21 protein-coding genes are annotated in these 22228 nt (G+C 72.0%); 13 read left to right on the top strand and 8 right to left on the bottom strand.

Annotated elements, in window-relative coordinates:
• Positions 1 to 138: 138 nt before the first annotated feature.
• The 3 genes from D7318_RS34790 (at position 139) to D7318_RS14335 (ending at position 5551) form a co-directional block, all read left to right on the top strand.
• Complete coding sequence (locus D7318_RS34790; protein ID WP_120697398.1) at positions 139 to 1128, top strand: NAD(P)H-dependent oxidoreductase; 990 nt, start codon at positions 139 to 141, stop codon at positions 1126 to 1128.
• Between the two features lie 289 nt (positions 1129 to 1417).
• Positions 1418 to 2740, top strand: a complete 1323-nt coding sequence (locus D7318_RS14340; protein ID WP_120697396.1) for a hypothetical protein — start codon at positions 1418 to 1420, stop codon at positions 2738 to 2740.
• A 351-nt stretch (positions 2741 to 3091) separates the two neighbouring features.
• Positions 3092 to 5551 carry a SpoIIE family protein phosphatase gene (locus D7318_RS14335; protein WP_230423739.1) on the top strand — a complete coding sequence of 820 codons (2460 nt, stop codon included), beginning with the start codon at positions 3092 to 3094 and terminating at the stop codon, positions 5549 to 5551.
• A gap of 56 nt (positions 5552 to 5607) precedes the next feature.
• On the opposite strand, the gene D7318_RS14330 is transcribed toward D7318_RS14335, so the two are convergent.
• Together D7318_RS14330 and D7318_RS14325 are read right to left on the bottom strand one after the other, a co-directional pair.
• Positions 5608 to 6396 (bottom strand): ABC transporter ATP-binding protein, encoded by a 789-nt coding sequence (locus D7318_RS14330; RefSeq protein WP_120697394.1) that lies wholly within the window; start codon positions 6394 to 6396, stop codon positions 5608 to 5610.
• 140 nt (positions 6397 to 6536) lie between these two features.
• Positions 6537 to 7289 (bottom strand): GntR family transcriptional regulator, encoded by a 753-nt coding sequence (locus tag D7318_RS14325; RefSeq protein WP_120697392.1) that lies wholly within the window; start codon positions 7287 to 7289, stop codon positions 6537 to 6539.
• Positions 7290 to 7420: 131 nt separating this feature from the next.
• Between D7318_RS14325 and D7318_RS14320 the strand changes: the two genes are divergently transcribed.
• Both D7318_RS14320 and D7318_RS14315 read left to right on the top strand, forming a co-directional pair.
• A complete protein-coding gene (locus D7318_RS14320) occupies positions 7421 to 7960 on the top strand; it encodes a GNAT family N-acetyltransferase (protein WP_120697390.1) in 540 nt (179 codons plus the stop codon).
• Between the two features lie 57 nt (positions 7961 to 8017).
• The gene (locus D7318_RS14315; RefSeq protein WP_120697389.1) at positions 8018 to 8974 is read left to right on the top strand and encodes a cation diffusion facilitator family transporter; all 957 of its coding nucleotides are present in this window, start codon (positions 8018 to 8020) and stop codon (positions 8972 to 8974) included.
• A gap of 4 nt (positions 8975 to 8978) precedes the next feature.
• Here D7318_RS14315 and D7318_RS14310 read toward each other — a convergent pair whose 3' ends face one another.
• A complete protein-coding gene (locus D7318_RS14310; protein WP_120697387.1) occupies positions 8979 to 10559 on the bottom strand; it encodes a S8 family peptidase in 1581 nt (526 codons plus the stop codon).
• Between the two features lie 1725 nt (positions 10560 to 12284).
• On the opposite strand from D7318_RS14310, the gene D7318_RS14305 reads away from it, so the two are divergent.
• The gene (locus D7318_RS14305; protein WP_120697385.1) at positions 12285 to 12779 is read left to right on the top strand and encodes a hypothetical protein; all 495 of its coding nucleotides are present in this window, start codon (positions 12285 to 12287) and stop codon (positions 12777 to 12779) included.
• 26 nt (positions 12780 to 12805) lie between these two features.
• On the opposite strand, the gene D7318_RS14300 is transcribed toward D7318_RS14305, so the two are convergent.
• Positions 12806 to 13798 (bottom strand): Bug family tripartite tricarboxylate transporter substrate binding protein, encoded by a 993-nt coding sequence (locus D7318_RS14300; protein WP_230423736.1) that lies wholly within the window; start codon positions 13796 to 13798, stop codon positions 12806 to 12808.
• Between the two features lie 77 nt (positions 13799 to 13875).
• On the opposite strand from D7318_RS14300, the gene D7318_RS14295 reads away from it, so the two are divergent.
• On the top strand, positions 13876 to 15576 hold the full coding sequence (locus tag D7318_RS14295; protein ID WP_120697383.1) for a sensor histidine kinase: 1701 nt from the start codon (positions 13876 to 13878) through the stop codon (positions 15574 to 15576).
• Entirely contained in the window at positions 15573 to 16259 is a 687-nt protein-coding gene (locus D7318_RS14290; RefSeq protein ID WP_183091425.1) for a response regulator, read from the top strand. The genes D7318_RS14295 and D7318_RS14290 overlap by 4 nt, the downstream gene beginning before the upstream one ends.
• Before the next feature lie 118 nt (positions 16260 to 16377).
• On the opposite strand, the gene D7318_RS14285 is transcribed toward D7318_RS14290, so the two are convergent.
• From D7318_RS14285 to D7318_RS14275, 3 genes are all read right to left on the bottom strand, one after another.
• Positions 16378 to 17037, bottom strand: a complete 660-nt coding sequence (locus D7318_RS14285; protein WP_230423734.1) for a hypothetical protein — start codon at positions 17035 to 17037, stop codon at positions 16378 to 16380.
• Between the two features lie 236 nt (positions 17038 to 17273).
• Complete coding sequence (locus tag D7318_RS14280) at positions 17274 to 17750, bottom strand: DUF7848 domain-containing protein (RefSeq protein WP_147437691.1); 477 nt, start codon at positions 17748 to 17750, stop codon at positions 17274 to 17276.
• A gap of 237 nt (positions 17751 to 17987) precedes the next feature.
• On the bottom strand, positions 17988 to 18407 hold the full coding sequence (locus D7318_RS14275) for an ATP-binding protein (protein ID WP_183091426.1): 420 nt from the start codon (positions 18405 to 18407) through the stop codon (positions 17988 to 17990).
• Positions 18408 to 18615: 208 nt separating this feature from the next.
• Between D7318_RS14275 and D7318_RS14270 the strand changes: the two genes are divergently transcribed.
• The 5 genes from D7318_RS14270 to D7318_RS14250 all read left to right on the top strand — a co-directional run bounded on the left by D7318_RS14270 (position 18616) and on the right by D7318_RS14250 (position 21389).
• Positions 18616 to 19485 carry a helix-turn-helix domain-containing protein gene (locus D7318_RS14270; RefSeq protein ID WP_120697377.1) on the top strand — a complete coding sequence of 290 codons (870 nt, stop codon included), beginning with the start codon at positions 18616 to 18618 and terminating at the stop codon, positions 19483 to 19485.
• Between the two features lie 210 nt (positions 19486 to 19695).
• A complete protein-coding gene (locus tag D7318_RS14265; protein ID WP_120697375.1) occupies positions 19696 to 19917 on the top strand; it encodes a DUF397 domain-containing protein in 222 nt (73 codons plus the stop codon).
• Between the two features lie 244 nt (positions 19918 to 20161).
• Positions 20162 to 20743 carry a DUF5753 domain-containing protein gene (locus tag D7318_RS14260; protein ID WP_120697374.1) on the top strand — a complete coding sequence of 194 codons (582 nt, stop codon included), beginning with the start codon at positions 20162 to 20164 and terminating at the stop codon, positions 20741 to 20743.
• A gap of 2 nt (positions 20744 to 20745) precedes the next feature.
• Positions 20746 to 20976 (top strand): DUF397 domain-containing protein, encoded by a 231-nt coding sequence (locus D7318_RS14255; RefSeq protein WP_120697372.1) that lies wholly within the window; start codon positions 20746 to 20748, stop codon positions 20974 to 20976.
• Between the two features lie 122 nt (positions 20977 to 21098).
• Positions 21099 to 21389, top strand: a complete 291-nt coding sequence (locus D7318_RS14250; protein WP_147437687.1) for a hypothetical protein — start codon at positions 21099 to 21101, stop codon at positions 21387 to 21389.
• Here the strand turns inward: D7318_RS14250 and D7318_RS14245 are convergent.
• On the bottom strand, positions 21379 to 21969 hold the full coding sequence (locus D7318_RS14245) for an HAD family hydrolase (protein WP_183091427.1): 591 nt from the start codon (positions 21967 to 21969) through the stop codon (positions 21379 to 21381). The genes D7318_RS14250 and D7318_RS14245 overlap by 11 nt on opposite strands.
• Between the last annotated feature and the right edge of the window lie 259 nt (positions 21970 to 22228).

The following is a 22228-nucleotide window of genomic DNA, read 5'->3' as shown; positions in this document are numbered from 1 at the left end:
CCTCGCCGGTCCGACGAGACAGCGCGTCCGATTGTCAGGTCCTCGACTCTCCCTGACGTTTCACGGGGTCGTGTCGTCGTACCTCTCAGAGACGCCACCGGCCCGGAGAACCCGGGTGGTAGACCTCAGGAGACAGCGATGACCAGGATCGGAATACTCATGGGCAGCACCCGCCCCGGCCGCAAGGGCGAACAGGTCGCCCAGTGGGTCCACGAACGGGCGGCCCGCCGCGGCGACGCCGAATTCGAGGTGATCGACCTGCTCGACCACCCGCTGCCGCATCTGGACGAGCCGCTGCCCGCGCTCACTGGGCGGTACCAGCACGGGCACACCCGGGCATGGGCTGACACCGTGGCCCGCTTCGACGGATTCGTCATGGTCACCCCCGAGTACAACGCCTCCATACCCGGCGTGCTCAAGAACGCGATCGACTACCTGTCCGCGGAGTGGACCCACAAGGCCGTTGGGTTCGTCTCCTACGGCGCCCGCGGCGGCGCCCATGCGGCCCGGCAGCTGCGGGCACTGTGTGAGCTCCTCCAGATGGGTGCGGTGACCCCGCAGGTCTCGCTGTCCCTGCACACCGACTTCGAGAACCAGGCGACGCTCAAGCCGGGCGCCCGCCATGTCAGCGCCCTCGACACACTGCTGGACCACGTCGTCGCCCAGAGTACGGAAGGACGGGCAGCCACCCCCACACAGCGCGAGACGGGCGAAGCCGCGATCCGCCGCCACATCGACGGGATCATCGACGCTGTCCAGGCCAAGGATCTCGAGGGTCTGAGGCGGCGCTACTCGACGGACGTCGTGTCCTTCGACATCGATCCGCCGCTCCACCATGTGGGGATCGACGCGAAACTCAAGAACTGGGCGAACGTGTTCACATTCTTCCAGGAGGTGACGTACGAGGTGCGCGACCTGATGTCCACGGTGGGCGAAGACGTGGCGTTCGCACACGGCTTCGGTCGCCTCAGCGGCACGCTGCCCGACGGGACGGCGGCGGGCGGCATGTGGGTCCGGGTCACCTTCTGCTTCCGGGAGATCGACGGCGAATGGCTGATCACGCACGACCAGGTCTCCGTGCCGCTGGACATCCTGGGCGGCAAGGGGGTCGTCGACCTCGAACCGTGACGCCGACGGGCCCCGCGCCGCCGCGACCCGCCTGATGCCCATGTTCGTCCCCAGCGCGAGCGCGGGAACGGAACGCGGACCGGCCCGTGGGGTGTCTCCCCAGGGCAATGTCCGACGTGAGGTACGGACCGGACGAAGTCCGGGGAGGCGCGGATCGGGGGGTGGAGGTGCTGGCTGGGACGGCGGGTGCGGGAGGGGCGTGGTGAGCCGTCGGAGACAAAAGTCGCGGGGGCTTTGTGCGTCGCCTACCGTCGGAGACAGAGCTCTGTCCCCGGCGAAGGGTTGAGCGATGCGGGACGCACACGACGCCGGGCCGGTCGCCGCGGCCGGCACGGACGGCTGGGTGGCACTGCTGCTGCCCTTGACACTTCTCGGCGCGGCCGCCCTGGTGGCCCTCTACCTCCTGGTCCGCATGCTGCTGCCGCTGCCGACCCGCGGCGAGCGCGACCGCGGGCGCACGGCGGTGCGCGGCTGGGGCGGGCGCGCGAGTCCGCGCGCCCGGCGGGGCGATGACACGCCCCCCGACGAGCTGGACACCAGGGCCAGAGGGCTGCTGATCCGGCTCGACGACGCGGTGCTGCGCAGGCTCGACGAGGTGGTCTTCGCGGGCGCCGCGGACGGGCAGCGCGCCACCGTGGAGGCGCGCGCCGAGGCCGACGCGACGCTCAGGCTGCGGCACCGGCTCGACGATCCGTCGATCGAGCGGAACGACCCCGAACGCCGCCGCCTGCTGCGGGAGATCATCGACCGCTGCTCGCGCGCCCTCGCGCGCCTCGAGGCCGAGCCCGGCCCGGCGGCGGGCGCCGAGGCGCCGCCCGGGGTGACGCCTGGCGCGCTGGCGCGCGCGCGGGAGCGCGCGGAGGAGCTGGCCGCGCGCCTCGATGCGGCGGACACCGCGCTGCGCACGCTGGCCGAGCGCTACGCGCCCGAGGCGGTCGCCCCGGTGCGCGGCAACCCCGTCACCGGGCGCGAGCGCCTGACCGAGGCCAGGCGCCTGCTGGCCGAGGCGGGGCGCGACGAGGAGCGCGCGGCCGAGGCGCTGCGCGCCGCCGAGGTGGCCATGGGCAGGGCCGAGGCCCTGGCCGACGGCGTGGCCAGGCGAGCCACCGAGCTGGCGCGGGCCGACAAGGCGCTCGCCGAGGCGCTGCGCGCCACCGAGGCCGATGTCGCCGACGCGCCCGCGCTGCCGACGTTGCGCACCCCCGTCGAACGCGCCAGGCGCGCGCTCGATGCCGTGCGCGCCGGTCAGGGGCGCAGGGACCCGTTCGGCGGGCTGCGCACGCTGGCCAGGGCGGGCACGCCGCTCGCGGGCGCGCTCGCCCCCGACCAGCCGCCGATGCGCGGCGACCGCAGGGCGCGCACGCTGCTCGACAACGCCCTGCTCACCGCGGGTGGCGAGCTGGCCGCCGCGCGCGACTACGTCGCGACCCACCGCGGCGAGGTCGGCAGCCCCGCGCGCACCCGGCTGGCCGAGGCCGGGCACCAGCTCGACCGCGCCCTCGGCGTGGCGCCCCACGACACCGACGCGGCGCTCCCCCACGCGTGGCGGGCCGACGCGCTGGCCAGGAGGGCGCGCGTGCTGGCCGCGCGCGACGCCGGCGCCGCCACCTGAGCCCTGTTCGGTGGGTGAGGCGCTGGCGTATGGTCTGGCATATGCAGACGGGGGCAGAGGGGGGTGCGACATGAACGGTGGCCTTCAGCCCTGGCAGGTCGTTCGCGAGGAGGAGAACGGCAGCCGGTACCGCATAGGGCACTGCGCCACGCGAGCCGAGGCGCAGCGGCTCATCCAGCGCCTGCGCCTGGGGGGTTCCCCGGAATCCGCCGAGGGAGCGGCACGCTATCTCGTCGAGCGCGTCGAGCTCAGAAGGGCATCGACGGCCGGAGCCAGGCACAATCGGGTTTAGGGGTATTTCCCCCTCTTTGCCGGATTTTCCGGTGAAGCCACCCGACCGAGGCTCGACACGTGCGGACAGATCCATCCGAAGCCCGCGGCCCGGAGGACGCCTCCACGGGCCCGTCGGCCCGCCAGCCACCTCTCGGCCTGCCGCAGGTCGTGACGGTGGTGCTCGACAGCGCGGGGCGGGTCGTCTTCTGGGGGCCCACGGCGGAGGGGACGCTGGGCATCGGCCGGTCGGACGCCGTGGGCCGACCGATCGACGACTTCACCGACGACGCGGCCGCCCTGCGCCCCCCTGAGGGGGAGATCGCCTGGCACGCCGCCGTCACGCTGCGCCACGGCGACGGCCACCCGATCACGTTCGACGCCAGGGGCGCGCTCCTCGACCACATCCCGGGCGAGCCGCTCGCCCTGATCCACATGGTCGAGGAGGACAAGCTCAAGCTCGTCGTGAAGGACCTGGCGACGCTCAACAGCCTCTTCAACGCCTCGCCGCTCGGCATCGCCGTGTTCGACGCCGAGCTGCGCTACAGCCGTGGCAACGACGCGCTCTCCCTGCTGCACGGCGCGCCCGTGGACGAGCTGCTCGGCCACACGGTCCTCGACGTGCTCCCCGGGCCCATGGCCGAGGAGATCCACCGGCTCCAGCGCGACGTGCTCGACTCGGGGCGCTCGGTGATCGACCTGGTCACCGCGTCGCCCGACGGGCGCGGCGCCCAGTCCGTGTCGTTCGGCCGCCTCACCGACCAGACGGGCCGCGTCCTCGGCGTGAGCTGCACGGTCATGGACATCACCGAGCGGCGCGAGGCGCTGGACAAGATCGAACGCGCCAGGCAGCGGCTCGCCCTGCTCAACGACGTGGGCAGCGCGCTCGGCAACCTCCTGGAGGTCCGCCCCATCTGCTCGGCGCTCACCCACGCCCTGGTGCCCAGGTTCGGCGACCACGCGGGCGTCGGGCTGTTGATGTCGGTGGCCAGGGGCGAGGAGCCCGCGCCCCCCGATGAGCTGTCCGACGTCGCGCTGATCCAGCTCGGCGTCGCCACCGTCGAGCCGGGGCCCGCCGTGGACACGCTCGCGCGGGAGGAGCAGGAGGTCGTGCACCCGCGCGACTCGCTGTTCGGCACGGTCGTCACCAGCGGGACGCCGTTCCTCGCCCAGTCGCCCGACGAGCTGCGCGCCGCCGCGGCCGAGGGCGACCCGCGCCTGGCGGCCTCCCGGGAGCTGGGCGAACACTCCCTGCTCTGCGTGCCGTTGAGCGCCAGGGGCCGGGTGCTCGCCGCGCTGGTCGTCAGCCGCTCGGGCGACCGGCCGCCGTTCGACCACGAGGATCTGGCCCTGGCGACGGAGCTGGCCGCCCGCGCGGGCATCTCGCTGGACAACGCCCGCCTCTACGGGCGCGAGCGCGAGGCCGCGCTGATGCTCCAACGCAGCCTGCTCCCCCAGTCGCTGCCCGCGCTGCCCGGCGTGCGGGTCAGTCACCGCTATGTGCCGAGCCGCAGCGGGGCGGAGATCGGCGGCGACTGGTTCGACGTGATCCCGCTGGGCGACGAGCGGGTGGCGTTCGTCATCGGCGACGCGACCGGGCACGGGCTGCGCGCCGCGGCCACGATGGGGCAGCTGCGCACGGCGGTACGGACCCTGGCCGGGCTCGACCTGGCCCCTGCCGACCTGCTGCGCAGGCTCAACGACCTGGGCCGCGACATCGCCCAGCCGCCCGACACCCCCGTGATGGCCACGTGCGTCTACGCCGTCTACGACCCGGCCACCCACATCTGCACCCTCGCCAAGGCGGGCCATCTGCCGCCGGTACTCGCGGTCAGGGACCAGGAAACGGGCCGGTGGCGGGCCACCCCGCTCGAGCTGCCCACGGGCGCGCCGCTCGGCGTGGGCGGGGTGCCGTTCGAGGAGCAGCGGATCGAGGCGGCCGAGGGCGCGGTCCTCGTGCTCTACACGGACGGGCTGATCGAGACGCGCGACGACGACATCTCGGTGGGCATCGGCCGCCTCTGCGAGGCGCTGACCGAGGCGTTGGAGGACGACGGGTCGCTCGAGGACGTGTGCGACCGGATCGTGCTCGCGCTGCACCCCTCGGCCGCCGAGCGGGAGTCGGACGACATCGCGCTGCTCGCCGCGCGCCTGGGGCGGCTGCCCGAGGACCGGGTGACGTCCTGGACCTTCCCCGCCGAGCGCACCGCGGTGCGCCGCGCGCGGGCCGCGGTGCGCAGGACGCTGGTCGAGTGGGGCCTCGCCCCGCTGGGCGAACGGGCGGCGCTGCTGGTCAGCGAGCTGGTGACCAACGCGGTCCGGCACGCGGGCGGCCCGATCCAGATGCGGATGGTGCTGGGCGCGACGCTGCTGGTCGAGGTGACCGACCCGGTGCCCGACCCGCCGCTCGAGCGCGACGCCCTGCCGGAGGACGAGGGCGGCAGGGGCCTGCTGCTGGTCGCGAACGAGTCGCGCCGCTGGGGCACGCGCCGCGAACCCGCGGGCAAGACCGTGTGGTTCGAGCTGACGCTCCCCGACTGAGCGGCTCCCCCGCGCCGTCCCCGGCGCCGACCGGGCGCGCTCAGGCCGCGACGCGCTCAGGCCGCGACGGGCTCGCGGGACCGCTCGGGCAGGCGGGCCAGGCGCTCGGCGACCGCCCCAGGGGTGGGCTCGGGCAGCCTGTCGACGAGGCGGCCGTCGGCCAGGAACAGCACCTCGTCGGCGAACGACGCCGCCACCGGGTCGTGGGTCACCATCACGACCGTCCTGCCGTACTCGTCGACCGCGCGGCGCAGCAGGCCGAGCACGTCGCGCGCGGACCGCGTGTCGAGCGCGCCGGTCGGCTCGTCGGCGAGGATCAGGGCGGGCTCGGTGACCAGCGCCCTGGCCACCGCGGCCCGCTGCCGCTGCCCGCCGGAGAGCTCGGACGGCAGGTGGTCGAGGCGCGCGCCGAGGCCGACCCGGCGCAGGATGTCCACGGCGCGGGACGCGTCCACCCGGCGACCGGCGAGGCGGGCGGGCAGCGCGACGTTCTCCAGCACGGTCAGGGTGGGCAGCAGGTCGCAGCTCTGGAAGACGAAGCCGATCCGCTCCCTGCGCAGCCGCGTCGCCGCCGTCTCGTCGCCGGTCAGCTCGCAGCCGTCCACGACCACCAGGCCGCCGGTGGGCCGGTCGAGCCCGGCCGCGCACGTCAGCAGCGTGCTCTTGCCCGAGCCCGATGGGCCCATCACGGCCGTGAAGCCGCCCGTGGGCAGCGAGAGCGAGACGCCGTCGAGCGCGGTGACCTCGGTGCCCGTGGCGTCGGAGCCGTACACCTTGGTGACCGACACCAGACGCAGCGCCTCCGCCGAGTGGGATCCCCGCCCCTCACCTCGCGACCGGAACATCGCTCTCACCTCGCCTCTCCCGGCGGCGCCCGGCGCGCCGTCCTCTCCCCTCGAAGGTAGGCGGCGCCCTCGGCCTCGGCGATGGGCGCAGCCACCGGGCGCGGGTGTAGCTGGCACCACCCCGCGGGCGGGGGGCGGGCTCAGCGCACGGGCAGGTGGTAGGCGATCCTGAACCGGTCGGCGGGGACGACGATGTCGGCCGTCTCGACGGGCATGCTGCCCGCGCGGTACGTCCGCGTGACGACCAGGACCGAGTGTCCCGGCAGCCCGCCGAGCACGCGGGCCTCGGCGGCGAGCGCGGGGCGGGCCGCGACCTCCTCCGCGACGTTGTCGACCTGGATGTCGATGGCCGCCATGCGCTCGACCACGCCCCGACCGGCCAACGGGCCCTGCTCGGGCAGCATCACGGGCGTCCGGCCCGTGATGCGCAGCGGCTCCCACGACGTGGACACCATCACCGGCTCGCCGCCGATCCTGAACACGTACCGCGTGCACATGACCGGGTCGTCGGGCTCGATCGCGAGGCGCTCGGCCACCACGGCGGGCGCGTCCTGCCGCTCGCTGCGCCCCTCCCAGGTGCCCCGCACGCGCTCGTCCGTCTGCTCCTGGCGGAACGGGGTGCACTCGCCCAACGTCCGGTAGCCGCTGCGGGAGATGATGCGCTGCACCGGGCGCTCGCGCACATAGGTGCCCGAGCCCGACCTGCCCTCCACCAGGCCCTCGGCCATCAGCACCTTGCGCGCCTCGAGGGCGACGGTGTCCGAGACGCCGTAGGTGGCGCGGATGCTGGCCTGCGAGGGCAGCCGGGTGTGCGGCGGCAGGGTGCCGTCGGCGATTTGCTGTCGAAGGTCTTCTGCGACTCGGAGATACGCGGGCTGCTCACCGAACGGCACTGGCCCTCCCGGAGATGTTGACAATCGGCAACAGCTTGACAACAGAGGGTTGCCATCCGCAAGGGAAGGGCAGAGTTTCACCCGATGTGATGACCCCTCTTCAGAGGCCCTGCCGGGAGCAGAATGGGGCCATGCATGTGAGAGAGACGCGACTGACCGAGCTGGAGTCGCTGCGGGACATCGAGCGCGCGGCGGGCGAGCCGTTCCGCGCCATCGGCATGGGCGGGATCGCCGACGACGAGCCGCCGGGCGTCGGGGAGTTGGCGCGTTTCGTCCGCGCGGGGCTGTCCTGGGTGATGGCCGGATCGGGCGACCGTCCCGTGGCCTATCTGGTGGCGGATCCGGTCGACGGCGGGCTGCACATCGAGCAGGTCTCGGTGCACCCGGCCAACGCCCGCCGCGGGTTGGGGCGTTCCCTGATCGAGCACGCCGCGGCGCACGCCACGGGGCGCGGGCTCGCGGCGCTCACGCTGACCACGTTCGCCGAGGTGCCGTGGAACGCGCCGTACTACGAACGGTGCGGCTTCGCGGTGCTCGAAGCGTCCGCGCTCACCGAGGGGCTGCGGGCCGTCGTCGCCCGCGAAACGGCCGCTGGCCTGGGCCGTTGGCCCCGCGTCTGCATGCGCCGCCCGCTCCGCCCGACTCCCCGGCGCCCGGCCTCGGCACCCTGACAGAATGTGCGGCCTGACGGGCCCGCTGCGGCCGGGGAAGACGGAAGGAACCATGACATGAGCGCCTCAGGGGGCACCAGGGCGATCGTCGCCGCGCTGTGCGCGAACTCGGCGATCGCCGTCGCCAAGTTCGTCGCGGCCGGGTTCAGCGGCTCGGCCTCCATGCTGGCCGAGGGCGTCCACTCGGTCGCCGACGCGGGCAACCAGGCACTGCTGCTGGTCGGCGGGAAGCGCGCCAAGCGCGCGGCCACCGAGGAACACCCCTTCGGCTACGGGCGCGAGCGCTACATCTACGCGTTCATCGTCGCCATCGTGCTGTTCTCGGTCGGCGGCCTCTTCGCGGTCTACGAGGGCGTCGAGAAGATCCGCCACCCGCACGAGATCGAGCACTGGTACTGGCCCGTGGGCGTGCTGGTCTTCGCGATCATCGCCGAGACCATCTCGTTCCGCACCGCCATCATCGAGTCCAACGAGGTGCGCGGCTCCCAGTCCTGGTCGCAGTTCGTGCGGACCGCCAAGGCGCCCGAGCTGCCCGTCGTGCTGCTCGAGGACCTGGGCGCGCTCGTCGGCCTGGTGCTCGCGCTCTGCGGCGTCGGGCTCGCGCTGGCCACGGGCGACGGGGTGTGGGACGGCATCGGCACGCTGGGCATCGGCGTCCTGCTGGTGACGATCGCGGTGGTGCTCGCCGTGGAGACCAAGTCGCTGCTGCTCGGCGAGGCGGGCAGCCCCGCGATGGTCGCGCGCATCAGGACGGCGCTCGTGGACGGCGAGTCGGTCACCCGCGTCATCCACATGAAGACCCTGCACCTGGGCCCCGAGGAGCTGCTGGTCGCGGCGAAGATCGCCGTCCCCGCGGGGAACGACGCGGCGGCCGTGGCCCGGGCGATCGACTCGGCGGAGTCCCGCGTGCGGGAGGCCGAGCCGATCGCCCGGGCCATCTATCTGGAGCCGGACATCGACCGCTCAGCGCCGGTCGGTGGGACCGACCGGCCGGAGCGGACCGATCAGAACTGACCGATCAGAACTGAAGGGCCCAGGAGTTGAGCTGGCCCTCGTCGATGTTGGCGTTGTCCGTCACCGTGAGGGTCCAGGTGCCGTCGGCGTCGATCCCGGCGCCGTTGAGGTAGTACGAGCCCTCGATGTCGTCGGTGCTGCCGCCGCTCCTGTCGTGCAGCGTCCACGAGGTGCCGTCGGGCGCGGTCAGGTCGATGGACAGGTCACCGATGTAGGTGTGCTGGATGGAGAGCTCCGCGATGAACGCGCCGTCGAGCACGCCCGCGCCGGTCACGTCGAGCGTGGACTCCGACGTGGTGAGGTCCGTGATCGGGACGACCGCGTCGCTCTCGAAGCGGGGCCCGTCCGGGGGCTCGGGCGCGCCGCCCTGACCGCCGGTGTGCACCAGGGCGTTGACCGTGCTGCCAGGAACGCCGCTGAGGCGGTTCCAGACCGCGTCCCCCACGAGCGCGTCGGTGACCTCGGCCGGGGTGGCGGCCGGGTTCGCCTCGAGGAAGAGCGCCACGGCGCCCGCGACGTGCGGGCTCGCCATGGACGTGCCCGAGATGGTGTTCTCGGCCGTGTCGCTGGTGTTCCACGCGGAGGTGATGTTGCTGCCGGGACCGAAGATGTCCACGCGCGAGCCGAGGTTGGAGAAGCTGGAGACCCCGTCGGTGATCGTGCTCGACGCGACGGTGATCGCCTCGGGGACGCGGGCGGGCGAGTAGTTGTTGGCGTCGGCGCCGTAGGAGTTGCCCGCGGCGACGGCCAGGGTGACACCCGAGGCGATGGTGTTCTGCGCGGCCGCGTCGAGCACCGGGTCGGCCGGGCCGCCCAGGCTCAGGTTGGCCACGGCAGGCCCATCGGCGTCGGCCGCGACGTAGTCGAGCCCGTCGACCACGGTCTCCGTGGAGCCCGAGCCGCCGTCGTTGAGGACCTTCACGGCCACGAGCTCGACTTCCTTGGCCACGCCGTAGCTCTCGCCGCCGACGGTGCCCGCCACGTGCGTGCCGTGCCCGTGGCCGTCGCTGCCGTCACCGCCGAAGGAGTCCCAGCCGAAGCGGGCCCGGCCCTCGAAGTCCTCGTGGGTGTAATGGATCCCGGTGTCCACGATGTACGCGGTGACGCCCTCGCCCGCGGTGTCCGGGTAGGTGTAGCTGTCGTCGAGCGGCAGGTCGGGCTGGTCGATCCGGTCGAGGCCCCAGGACGGCGGGCCCGGCTGGACGGCGGTCGTCGTGAACGTCTGGTTCTGCGAGACCAGGCGCACCGCGGGGTCGGCGGCCAGCTCGAACGCCTCCGCCTCGGTCAGCTCGGCGGCGAACCCGTTGAGCACGTGCTCGTATACGGTCGTCACCTTGGCGCCGTGTTCGACCGCGAGGGACTCGGCCGTGGCCGAGCTCGCCGAGACGCCGTCCTCGAGGACGACGATGTAGCTGCCGGGGATGGTGCCCTCGGCACCGGCGTTGGCGATGACTCCTTGGGCCTCTTCGGCCCCTGACGGGGCGGCCGCCGCGGGTATCGCGGCGGCGATCCCCAGGCCGAGCAGGCCGACGGTGGCCACCGTCGCACTGATCCTGCGGCGGCCGGACGTTCGCATCACTGCCATCGAGGGTTCTCCTCCTCATCGGTGAGCGCACCAATTAGCGCCATGCACATGACAAACGGTCGTGCACATGACCACTGCCGCATCATCGGACGTTTCACAGACCTCCACAAGGGCGCCCACGCCTCGGTCACATGACGGCAATCCTCGTGAAGCAACGGTGACTTCGCCCGGGCACGGGCCGCCCGGCGGCCTTCGGGCCGGTCGGAGAGGGGTGCCCTGCGGGCGGCTTGCGGGCGAGCGCGGGCGGGGGCGCGTGGGGGGGGCGGCGAAAGTTGTCATGGACGGAAATAGTGCGGGGTCGCTGCGCGGCAGGGCCGTTGGTCCGCGCGGCGGGGTTCGTGAACGCGCACCAACGTGGAAGACCACCGCCCGTCACGCAGCCGAGTCCGCTACGCGGCGGCTCGCTGCGCGGCAGGACCGTTGGTCGCGCGGCACGGTTCTTGCGTGCACCAACGTGGAAGACCACCGCCCGTCACGCAGCCGGGCCCGCTGCGCGGCGCGGAACGCTGCGCGGCAGAGCCGTTGGTCCGCACGGCGCGGGTCGCTGCGCGGCAGGGCCGTTGGTCGTGCGGCGCGGTTCTCGAACGCGCACCAACGTGGAGGGCCACCGCCGGTCACACGGAACGGGCCGCTGCACGGCGGATCGCTGCGCGGCAGGGCCCTTGGTCCGCGCGGCGGGGTTCGTGAACGCGCACCAACGTGGAAGACCACCGCCCGTCACGCAGCCGGGCCCGCTGCGCGGCGCGGAACGCTGCGCGGCAGAGCCGTTGGTCCGCACGGCGCGGGTCGCTGGGCGGCAGGGCCGTTGGTCGTGCGGCGCGGTTCTCGAACGCGCACCAACGTGGAGGGCCACCGCCGGTCACGCAGCCGAGTCCGCTACGCGGCGGATCGCTGCGCGGCAGGGCCCTTGGTCCGCGCGGCGGGGTTCGTGAACGCGCACCAACGTGGAAGACCACCGCCCGTCACGCAGCCGGGCCCGCTGCGCGGCGCGGAACGCTGCGCGGCAGAGCCGTTGGTCCGCACGGCGCGGGTCGCTGGGCGGCAGGGCCGTTGGTCGTGCGGCGCGGTTCTCGAACGCGCACCAACGTGGAGGGCCACCGCCGGTCACACGGAACGGGCCGCTGCACGGCGGATCGCTGCGCGGCACGGCCGTTGGTCGCGCGGCGGGGTTCGTGAACGCGCACCAACGTGGAAGGGCAACGCCGGTCGCGCGGCGGGGGCGCGCCGCCGCGCGGCGCGGTCCGGAGCACGCCCCACCGCGCGCGTCAGCCATCCGTCGGGCGGCGCGGTCCCGGGCGCACACCGCCGCACGCGTCAACCGCCGGTCAGGCGGCGGGGATCGGCCACCGCGCGACGCGGGCTCCCCGCAGACACCGGCATGTGCACCGGCCGCCACCTGGGCGGCACCGTTCGCTGCGCGACACGCACCGCCGCGCGCGTCAACCGGCCACCGCGCGACGCGGACCACCCCACCGCTCGACCGCCGCACGACACGGGTACCCGACACACCACCACGCGCGCCAACCGCCGGTCAGGCAACACGCGCCAACCGCCGGTCAGGCAACACGTGCCAACCGCCGGTCGGGCGGCGAGCGCCTCGTCCCCGAGACCGCCGGAGGCAGACGCCTGCCCGTTCGGCGGGCACTCGTCCGCCGGGCCCGAGTGGCGGAGTGCCCCGCATGGGATGAGTCTCGTGCGTGAACCGTCGAACTCGCAGGAGTGCCCATGAGCGTCAACGCCCGTCTCGTCCGAAGGTCCCTCGGCCCGGCCGCCGCGCTGGCCCTGATCCCGGCCGCGGCGGTGGCCGGGCCCGCGGAGCCGGGTGCCGGTGCGCCGCCACCCTGGCGGGACCTGATCGCCGTCAAACGCGCCACGGCCGCGTACCACGACGTGGCCGCCGCCGAGGCCGACGGCTTCGTGCGAACGTCCGAGTGCGAGCCCCAGAAGGGCGTCCACTTCCTGCGCGAGGTGGCGGACACCGCGGACGCGTTGGTGCCGACCCGGCCCAACGTCCTGGTCTACGAGACCACTTCGGACGGCGACCTGCGGCTGCTCGGCGTGGAGTACGCGTCGATAACCCCTGGCACGTTCCTTGGGCACGAGCTGCAACGTTCCTCCGTCGTCCCTTACTACCTGCTGCACGTGTGGGTCTGGGATCGGGACGCGGGTCAGGACGACCTCTTCGCGGCCGACAACCCCCGTATCACCTGCGGGAGTTGACCGGGCGCCGCCCGGGGCGCGCCCGCTCACTTGCCGAGGAAGCGGCGGCAGAGGTCGTTCACGCGCCGGGTCTCCTCGTCGAGGAAGCGGGCGAAGCGGTCTCCGGTGAGGAACGCGTCGGGCCAGCCGTTGTCGCGCCGCGCCCCGCGCCACTCCGGGGTGCCGTGCAGCCGGGTGAGCAGCGTCACCAGCCGCTCGCGCGCGTCGGTGGCGAGGCCAGGAGGGGCGAGCAGGCCGCGCCAGTTGGTGAACTCCACGTCGAGGCCCGCCTCTTGGAGCGTCGGGGCGTCGATGCCCGGCGACCGCTCGGGCCCGGTGACCGCGAGGACCCGCAACTCCCCCGCCTCGATGGCGTGTCGGTACTCGCTGAGGCCGCTCACGACGAAGTCCACGCGCCCGCCGAGCAGGGCGGCGAGCAGGTCGCCCCCGCCGTCGAAGCGCTCGTGGGGCAGGGCGCGCGGCGCGAGGCCCACGGCCTCGGCGATCAGCATCAGCGCGAGGTGGTCGGGGCCGCCGACGTGCGAGCCGACCCCGGTGGCGAGCCCGCCCGAGAGCCAGTCGTCGACCAGCGCGCCGAACGCCGGGTAGGGGGAGCCCGCCGCGACCACCACCGCCTCGGGCTCGTCGATCAGCCGGGCCAGCGGCGTCGCGTCCCCGACGGAGACGGCCGCGCCCGTGGCCCGCGCGCCGCCGAGCAGGCCGAGGCCCATCTGGAGCAGCAGGCGTTCGTTGCCCGACTCGTGGACGAGCCGGGAGAGCGCGGCGGCGCCCGCGCCGCCCGTCAGGTTGAACACCTCGATGTCGGGGGCCAGTTCGGTCTCCCGCAGGACGACAGCGAGGGTGCGGGCGGTGAAGTCGTAGCCGCCGCCCGCCGCCGTGGGGACCATGACGCGCAGCCGGTGGCGCTCCCGGCCGAGCGCGCCACAGCCCGCCGCGGCGGCCAGCAGCCCCGCGGCGACGACCGCGCGGCGGGCGGGCGGGGAGGGGCGTGCACCCATGGCGTTCATCAGCTCATCCATCGATTCACACATCGACTGGTCCCGTGCCATCGGCGACAATATGCCCGCGAACACACGGGTGACAGGGAGGTCGGCGCATGGGACGCGGCTTCCCCTCGCTCCGGCGGGCCGCCCCCCGGCTGTCCCTCGCCGGGCAGCTGCTCACGCTCCAGCTCACGCTGATCGTCCTCGTCCTGGTGGTGGTCGCGTGGGTGTCGGTCGTGCAGGCGGACGCCAACTTCCGCAGGACCGAGGGCAATCGGCTGCTGAGCACCGCCGAGTCCGTGGCCTCGCAGGGCGCGGTGCGCGTCGGCCTCGCCCAGCCGGGGCGGGCCGGGATCCTCCAGCCGAGCGCGGAGAGCGCGCGCGGCGTCTCGGGCGCCTCGTACGTGGAGATCGCCACCACGGAGGGCCGCGTTCTCACGGCCGCCGACCCGCGGCGCATCGGCGGCGCGCTGGAGCTCGGCGACCCCGGCGTGCTCGCGGGGCGGTCGTGGATCGGGACGCTGACGGTGGGCGGGCGGGCGTCGTTGGTGGCGCAGGTGCCGGTGTTCGACGAGCGCGGCGAGCTGCTCGGCGTGGTCGCGGTGGGCAGCCACGCGCAGAGCTTCGGCGAACGCGTCCGCACCGCCGCCCCGGACATGCTGCTCTATGTGGGGTTCGCTTCGGCGATCGGCTCGGTGGGCTCCTACCTGCTGGCCCGGCGGATCAAGAAGCAGACGCTCGGCCTCGAACCCGGCGAGATCACCGCCCTGGTCAGGCACCGGGAGGCGATGCTGCACGGCATCACCGAGGGCGTGCTCGGCCTCGACATGCGCGAGCGGGTCACGCTCGCCAACGACAGCGTCAGGGACCTGCTGCGGCTGCCGCCCGACGCGGCCGAGAAGACCCTGACCGAGCTGGGCGTGGACGAGGTGGTGCGCGACGCGCTCACCGGGCGGACGAACGGGCGGGACCAGGTCGTCTTCACCCGCGACCGGGTGCTCACCCTCAACCGGATGCCGCTCGTCACCCACGGGCAGACCGTCGGCTCGGTCACCACGATGCGGGACCTCACCGAACTGGCGGCGTTGAAGCACCAGTTGGAGACGACGCGGAACGCCACTGACACGCTGAGGGCGCAGGCCCACGAGTTCTCCAACCACCTCCATGTGATCGCCGGGCTGCTGGCGCTGCACGAGTATCCGGAGGTCTCGCGCTATGTGCGCGGGATCAGCGGGACGCATGCGCGGCGCACCGCGGACGTGCGGGCCGCGGTGGCCGACCCGTCGCTGGCCGCGCTGCTGATCGCCAAGGCCAGCCTGGCCGCGGAGCAGGGCGCGGCGCTGCGCGTCCCGACGCGGGGCGCGGCGCTCGGCCCGCTGCCCGAGGCGCTGTCGTCTGACCTGGTGACGGTGGTCGGGAACCTGGTGGACAACGCCCTCGACGCGGTGCGCGGCGGGGATCAAGAGGCGTGGGTGACGGTGGAGTTGACGGACGACGGCGAGGAGGTCGCGGTGCGGGTGCGGGACTCGGGCCCTGGGGTGGATCCGACGTTCGGCGAGGAGATCTTCCGGCGTGGGTTCACGACCAAGGCCGAATCCCGGGACTCGGGGCGGGGGTTGGGCCTGGCGATCACCCGTCTCGTGTGCGGGCGGCGCGGCGGCGGGGTCGGCGTGGAGGGCGCGGCGTTCGTGGCCCGGCTGCCACGCACGGCGGCGGAACGGCCGGGCGCGGAACGTTCGGGCGCGGAACGTTCGGGCGCGGAACGTTCGCAGGCCCGGCGCCCGGAGGCCGAACGCCCGGAGGCGCGGCCGTGATCCGGGTGCTCGTCGTGGACGACGACTTCATGGTGGCCAGGCTGCACAGCACCGTGGTGCGGCGCACCCCGGGGTTCCATGTGGTCGGCGAGGCGCACTCGGGTCGCCAAGCTCTGGCGTCCGCACGGGAGTTGAGGCCCGACCTGATCCTGCTCGACATCTATCTGCCGGACATCGGCGGCCTCGACGTGCTGCGGGAGCTGCGCGGCGGGGACTCGCCCGCGGCCGAGGCGGACGTCCTGGTGATCACGGCGGCGCAGGAGATGGACACCATCAGGGCGGCGCTGCGCGGGGGTTCGGTGCACTACATCATCAAGCCGTTCGACGTCGCGCTGCTCGAGCAGCGCCTGCGGGACTACGCCCGCCATCACCGGGTGCTCGCCACCACGCGCGCCCCCGGGCAGGAGGAGGTGGACCGGCTGTTCGGCGCGGCGGCGGGCGCGCGGCTGCCCAAGGGCCTCTCGGACGAGACGGCCGGGCTCGTGCGCGACGTGCTCGCGGTCGACGCGCGGGAGCCCGACGGCCTCTCCGCGTCCGAGTGCGCCTCCCGCGCGGGCCTCTCCCGCGTCACGGCGCGGCGTTACCTGGAGCACTTCGCGACCACGGGCGAGGTGACGGTGTCACTCCGCTACGGCGTCGCGGGCCGCCCCGAACGCCGCTTCCACTGGGTCGGCCGCGCCTGAAGTCCCTGCGGCCCGAGGCCCGTTGGCCACTCTTACGCCGACAGGGCTTCGCCGGGACATGTCCCGCCTGCCCAGCGACGCCCTCATCAACGCGCTCACCGCTGTCCGCTGCAAGGCGTCAACCCATGGCTTCGGTGTCGAGGTCCACGACCGTCACGTCGCGCAGCTCGCGAACGAGTTGCGACGCCAGATACCACCTGGCGGCGGGGTGTCCATACGGGAGCGCACCGTCGGAGGGCACGTGCCGCACCCTTCCACGGCGCCGGTCGAACGTGTAGGCGTGACCGAAAACCCCGTACAGACGCGGGCGTTTCGCACGCAGCGCGACATACCCGGCGTCGGTGAGGTGGGGGCACTGCCGCGAGGCCATGACCGCGTGCTCAAGGCACACCGGTGGCTGAGTCGTCAGGACCCCCTCCGGCCACCCGGGCTCCACGGTGCCGTGGGGCGGGCGGGTGTGGAGGAAGAGGCAGCCGAGTTCCGTTCGGCTGGCGGGCCCGGCGCACACCTGGCACCTCAGGTACATCATCGTCTCCCGCTGGCGCCCCGGGTGGACCTCCCGCCACCGAGGCTTGCCCAGCGGCACCCCGTTGTGCAGCAGCTGCGAGCACCTGGCCCACAGCACGCCGAGGTGGTCACGGTCCTCCGGCCCCTCGTCGAGGTAGCGCAGCCTCGACAGATCCGGCGACGCCACGAGCAACGTCGCCAGGTCGCCCTCCTCCCCTTGACGGGCCGTGATGTACGGGACCGCTGTAGGGCGGGGAACGAACGTGGTCATCCGGCGACCCCCCGCTCGCGGGAGAAGAATTCGGCGGCGCACACCAAGGGGGCGCCGGGGAAAGGAATGTTCATGGGGTTTCCTCGTGTTTCCGGCGATCTGCCGGGAGAGGGGTTGACGGAGAAAAACGGGTGGGTGAGCCGCCGCCTGGATCCGTGCCGTGCGGTGGCTGGGGATCTCGCCGGGGCGATGAGCGATCGAGCGGGTGGAACACCAACGGCTGAATGAACCGGGCGTCACATGCTCCGCTTTATCTCGTAAATCGTTCCGGGTTCCAGGACAAAGGGCACCCTTCTGCTCTTGAGGGTCGCAACTCGACGCCCGGCTCCACCCGCCGCGCGCAAATCGAGGACCAGAAGGAAGACATCGTCCACCGACAGCAGGTCTCCCACTTTTACGTCCGTGGAGATCGCATCCCGAAGCCGGTACATATGAGCGTCGGAGGGCTTGGAGTCGCTGGTCGCCACGGTGCCCGCGTCCTGGTCAGCGGTGATTTTCGCCATCCAGAAATCAATGGCAACCCTGGCGAACATGCGATGTCCGGGCGTGCTGGCCCTGATGGCGTGCCGCCTGGCCCACGGCTGAGGCCCGTCCAACGCCGCGTAGGGTTTCGAGAACGTGCCGCAGGTTTGACACTTGTAGATATGGACCGGGTTGCCGCCCTCACCCCACATCGCGCGCCGGACGAGTGCGGATACCTGACCGTTGTTCACGATGGCGAAGAACTCCCAAGACGGCGCCCGGTGACGTGACCGGGCGAACGGTGAATGCGTAATCCACGTGGTCGGGCTGCTGGGTGCGGACACCCTCATGCGCGACCCAGCGGCATTCATTGCCGATCCACGCGTATATCGACCGGCAACGGGGATGGAGAGCCTCTGCTCCCCCAGGAGGAGTCGTGAAGCGGCGCGTTGCACGTCGCCGACGCGATATGCCACGTGTCCGCGCCTTCATGCGCCGCTCTCCGTCGGAGCGTCACTGGGACCCGCGCTGAACCAGATCCGCTTGCCCTCGTCGGTTCGCACCCACCCGATGTGCCCGTCCACCATCACGCGCAGCAGCCAGAGCCCTCGCCCGCCGAGCGCGCTCGGACCGGGCTCGACGACCCGCGGGGCCTGCGGGAAACGGTCATCCACGCTGACCACGACAAAGGCCCCCAACCGGCGAAGACGCAACCAGCAGTGCGGATCTCCCGCATGCCGGTGAACGTTGCTCAGCAGCTCCGTGACACCGAGGGAGACGGTGTCCTCGGCTCCCCGGGCGACATCCCACTCCTTGACGGTTTCGGTCACCCGGTGGCGCCACTCGACGATCTCCTCGGGCCGGACCCGCAGCTCCCAGGCCCTGGCCAACTCTCCGTGCAGCGCCACCGACATGACACCTCCATCGCGTACGAGACGCGCTCTTCTCCCCAAGCACGGGCGCAGGGACCACGCGTCACGCGACGAGCGCGGAGCGTGGTCGAGTACAGCATGGACCCGCGCCACTCCCCGTGGCAAGTGGCGCGAGAATTCTCGCGACATCTAGCGTGGGGAGGCCCGGTGTTGGTGATGCGTGATGCCGTAGCATCTGGCGCGAGTGGAGGTGATCGATCTGATGGCTGCCGAAGCACGACCAAATCTGATGCGGTCACGACTTGGGTTGACGCTGCGTAAGCTGCGTGGTGGACGCACCTTGCAGGAAGCTGCCGAGCTGGTCGGCGGCTCAGTCTCGGCCGTGAGTCGAGTGGAACTCGGCAAGCAATCATTGAGCGAGAGTCAGCTCGATGCCTACCTGCGCGTGTATCAGGTGCCTGAGGCCCGAGTGGCGGCTGTCAAACGTCTCTGGGAGTTGGCGGCGTCTGGACGGCGCACCGACCTGCTCAATCAGTACTCGGAGACCATCGACGATCTTTTCGCCGGGTACTTGGAGCTGGAGGAGGTCGCCGACCATGCGGACATCTACACAACGCAGGTGATCCCCGGCCTGCTTCAGACCGAGGAGTACGCTACGGCCCTCGTCTCATCGGGGATCATGTGGAAGTCTGAGCGGCAGGTGAGACAGTTCGTCGAACTACGCATGGCTCGCAAGGAAGTTCTGCGGAGGCGGATTCCTCTCTCCGTCTCGTGCGTGATCGAAGAAGCTGCCCTCCTGCGCCCCATCGGGGATCGCGAGGTCCTCCGTCGCCAGCTACGCGCCATCCGTAACACTGTTGACGAGCTTCCGCAGATGCACGTCCTTGTACTGCCGACGGCGGTGGGAGGCCATTGCGGGGTCGAGGGGCCGTTCACAGTCTTCCGATTCGAGAGTGGCGATCCCGTCGTGGTTGTTGAGTCGCTGACCCGAGTCGCGTACCTGGAGCAGGGTAACGACCTGGATCAGTATGAGCTTGCCGTTCAGCAGCTGCGGGGCGCAGCCCTGGACGCTGCGGAGTCACGCGAGTTCATCGATCGACTTGCCAATGAGTGAGGTTTACGTCACCGAGAGCTGCTGGCTCCGGCCCCAGCGGTGCCGTGGAAGCCACCTGCCGAGAGGGCTACGCATGCGGCTCTGGGAAGACGAGGTAGTGCGTACGCATTGCTAGCCTCGGGTATCAACCGTGCAGACAGCAGGTTGCCGCCGGAGGCACCCCCCTGAATGGCTCGCACTCCTCTTGCCTACGAATCAAGGAAATTCTTCATGAAAGCGAAGATCGATCTGTCCGCTGCCGTCTGGGTCAAGTCGGAACTGAGCAATGGCACCACGAACTGCCTGGAAGTTGCATTCGTCGACGAGGTTGTGGCACTCCGGGATTCAAAAGATGTCGGCGACCCGAACGCTCAAGTCCTGGTCATCTCTCTTGCGGACTACCGGGCGTTCGTCGGCGGAATCCAGCAGGGCCAGCGTGACCTACTTGGCTAATGTCGAAGCAAAGGCGATATTCTCAGCCCTCCATCGAGCCTTGATGGAGGGCCGCATTACGCAGATGGGAGGGGGAATATATAGGGAAACAGCACGCTGCGCGCCACGCCGTTTTGCCTGACCATGCCGGATTGCCGCATGAGGCTGGGGTGAGGCAGTCAGAGCCGACCATACGGCCTCCAACAACGAGTCTTCGCGTGCCGGGGTATGGATCACATGCACGTTCGGGAAACCACCCCACGACGTGATCTGCGCCTCGTACGAAACATTCCTCGCCTACGAGGCGCAAGCGAGGAACTGCCTGGAGTTTCAGCCCTTGCTGATCCCCGGACAACTCCAGACCGAGCCCTACGCTCGAGCCGTGACCGAACAAAGCTTCCTCGCCCTCGGTCCCGATCAGGTCGATGACCTCGTCGAAGTCAGGATGCAGCGACAGAAGCGCCTCTGCGGCGACAGCCCACTCGTCCTGGACGCCGTCGTCACCGAAGCCGCGCTGAGGTTGCAAGTCGGCGGACCCGAAGTGATGAGGGCGCAACTGCGTCACCTGAGGCGGGTTTTCGAACTGCCGAACGTGACCTTCCGCGTCATCCCCTACACGGCTGGCGCCCGAGCAGCCATCACGGGTGCTTTCACTCTGTTCGCTTCGGGGGAGAATCTTTCTGATGCCGCCGCCTTCACGGAAGCGGCCGACAACACGACCGCGTTCCGGGACGAGGCGTTGGTATTGAGACGCCTGAACCGTTTGTTCAAGAACTTGTCCCGCGCTGCCCTGTCGGCGCAGGATAGCTGTGAGCTGCTGGAACGCATCGAGAAAGAGCTGGTTTGATCATGAGCGAGAGGGCCGACCTCTACACGGCCGACCTGGGCGAGATCACCTGGAAGACGAGCACCTACACCGCAGGCAACGGCAACTGCGTCGAGGTGGGGATCATTCCGGCGTCGCTCGGAGTGGCGGTACGTGACACCAAGGACAGGGGCATCCCGGCTACGTTGACTTCCCGGGACGCCTGGGCGGCGTTCGTCACGGCCGTGGCCAACCACGAGCTGCGCCCCGAGTAGCCAAGGGCGGAGCGGACCGGGGCGTTGCCCCGTGTGACTGCTCAAGTGCCCGGCCCGGTACGACGAGGAGACTCGGCGTACCGGGCTTCGCGTTCGCCCGGCCGAGCCGAGCCGAGGTGTTCGTGTTCGGTCGGCCGACCACTGGCCCTCCTCGGCGCGGCGACACGCGGCCCGGCCGTCGCGACCACGCGAAGCAACGCCTCGATCCGGCTGGCGCCCAGCTCTCCCGCGCCCACGCCGGAACGGGAAGCCGCACGGCGCTCGTCTGGGCGGGTCAGGCCCTCGCCGGGGACCGCCTGGCGCAGTCGACGCGCAACAGGGCGATGCAGCTGCGGCACAGCCTGCTCAGGAGCTACCCGACGTTGAGCGAGGTCCGGTCCTTCGGCGACGAGGTGCGCGGCCTCATGGCGTGAACGCCGACGTCACCCAGCGCCGGACGTCGACCGCCGCCATCCCCGCGGCGCGAGCAGCGGCCAAGCCCTCCTCGGCATCCTCGACGACCACACACCTCTCCGGCGCCACCCCGAGAACGCGAGCCGCCTCCAGGAAGAGGTCGGGCGCGGGCTTTCCCCGCTCGACGGCCTCCCGCGTCACCACGGCGTCGAACAGCGGCGCCAGCCCCGTCGCATCGAGCCCGGCCCTGACCACCGCGCCACCCCCGCCCGAGGCGACGGCGCACCGAAGTCCCTTGTCACGAGCCTGCCTCACCAGGTCCACCACCACCGGATAGGTCCGCAGCGTCCCCACCTCACGGATGATCCGCCGACCGCACTCCGCCAACACCTCGGGCACAAGGGCCTCGGGCACCCCCAGCTCCGCCAGCAGCTCCTCCCCCGACGTCCCCAGCCGCACCTGATACCACCGGCGGTCCAGCACATGGCCGTGGCACAGCGAAGCGGCCGCCATGGCCGTGTAGTTCAGCGGCTGGGAATCCACCAGCGTGCCGTCCCAGTCCATGATCAGCGCCCGATACGCGGTCAGATCGACTTCCAAGGCCACCTCCCGAAACGCTCTCCACCCGGCTGCCACAGCGCCCGTTGCCGGAAGGCGACATCGCCTTCGCGCGCACGGTCATGGCACCCGTGCGCGAGAGGATGAACGCGCACCACGCCCCAGCCCGCCCAACCCCTTGAGGATCACACCGTGGAGTACACCGAGGTCGAGCAGAAGTACCGGCTCACCGGCCCCGTCCAGCCGCTCAAGGACACCCTCACCGGCCTCGGCGCCAAGCCGGGCGAGCCCTCCCGCCAGG

The organism is Streptomyces radicis (assembly GCF_003626575.1).
Lineage (GTDB): Bacteria > Actinomycetota > Actinomycetes > Streptomycetales > Streptomycetaceae > Streptomyces > Streptomyces radicis.
Note: the sequence above shows the minus strand (reverse complement) of the source record. Positions and strands in the feature narration are given on the sequence as shown.